This is a genomic window from Weissella sp. DD23, assembly GCF_001579105.1.
Taxonomy (GTDB): domain Bacteria; phylum Bacillota; class Bacilli; order Lactobacillales; family Lactobacillaceae; genus Weissella; species Weissella cibaria.
In genome coordinates, this window is record NZ_KQ970391.1 from 158,164 (window position 1) to 159,684 (window position 1,521).

Genomic DNA, 1,521 nt, shown 5'->3' on the forward strand with positions numbered 1-1,521 from the left:
TGTTAGGTTATAACTAACACCTCACTTGCGTTTAGGGGTATAATAACACTAACTAAAAACACATGAAGGAGGCCGCCCGAAATGGCCAATGATTGGATCAATATTCACGGCGCGCGCGCTCACAATTTGAAAAATGTGGACGTGGCGATTCCCCGTGACAAATTCGTGGTGATGACCGGACTCTCTGGTTCTGGTAAGAGTTCACTTGCCTTTGACACGCTATATGCAGAAGGACAGAGACGTTATGTTGAAAGCTTGTCTGCCTATGCCCGTCAATTCTTAGGACAAATGGATAAGCCGGATGTAGATGCCATTGAAGGATTAAGTCCTGCTATCTCTATCGATCAAAAGACGACCTCAAAAAATCCCCGCTCAACGGTGGGGACGGTAACCGAGATTAACGACTATTATCGACTATTATTTGCTCGTGTTGGACAGCCCGACGCGGCCGAAGATGGCACAATCGTGAAGACGTCAATTGACCAAATGTTGAATTATTTGACGGAGAACTTGGATGAAGGGGCGCGGATGCAAATCCTATCACCAATTGTTCGTCATAAGCGTGGTTCGCATGCGACGGCTTTTGAACGTATTCAAAAAGAAGGTTTTGTTCGTGTCATGGTTGATGGTGAGATGCATGAAATCACCGATGAGCTGACGTTGGACAAGAACAAGTATCACGATATTTCAATTGTGGTTGATCGTATTATTTTGCGGGATGGTTCACGCGCGCGTTTGTTCGAATCATTTGAATCAGCAATGCGCATGGCCGAAGGGGTCGTGACAGTTGATGTGATTGGTGGTGAACCAATTACGTTCTCAGATCACTACACCGGTCCGTTGAAGGACTTTGCGGTTGGTAAGCTGGAACCACAGCTCTTTTCATTCAACGCACCTATGGGAGCGTGTGAAATCTGTGGGGGCTTGGGGATGACACTTGAGGTCGATGTTGACCGAGTTATTCCTGATAAGTCAAAGTCATTGGCTGACGGTGCCATTGTGGCCTGGAACCCAATTTCATCATCATACTACCCAGAAATGTTGCGCCAATTTGCTGAGCAATTTGAAATTCCAATGGACATCCCATTTGAAGAATTGACCGCTGATCAACAAGACATGGTGCTATATGGCTCACGTTTGAAGCCATTCCACTTCCACTATGAGAATGATTTTGGTGGGGTACGTGATGTTGATGTCCCATTCGAAGGGGTGATGAATAACATCGACCGTCGCTACCGTGAATCAAATTCTGATTTTACCCGTGAACAAATGCGTGGTTACATGGACGAATTGACTTGCAACGCTTGTGGCGGATACCGTTTGAACCCGGCTGCTTTGTCGGTTAAGGTTGGTGATAAGCACATCGGTCAAGTGTCAGAAATGCCGGTTGATAAGGAATTAGAATTCTTTGAAAACGTGACGTTTGGTGAGCAAGACAGTCAGATTGCAGCGCCCATCGTTAAGGAAATTACGGATCGCCTGAGCTTCTTGAAGAACGTTGGGCTAGATTATCTAACGCTC

Annotated in this window: 1 pseudogene; it reads left to right on the forward strand. The window is 46.1% G+C overall.

Annotated elements, in window-relative coordinates:
* Positions 1-81: 81 nt before the first annotated feature.
* Positions 82-1,521, forward strand: a pseudogene (locus WEIDD23_RS14415) (excinuclease ABC subunit UvrA); the annotation flags it as partial.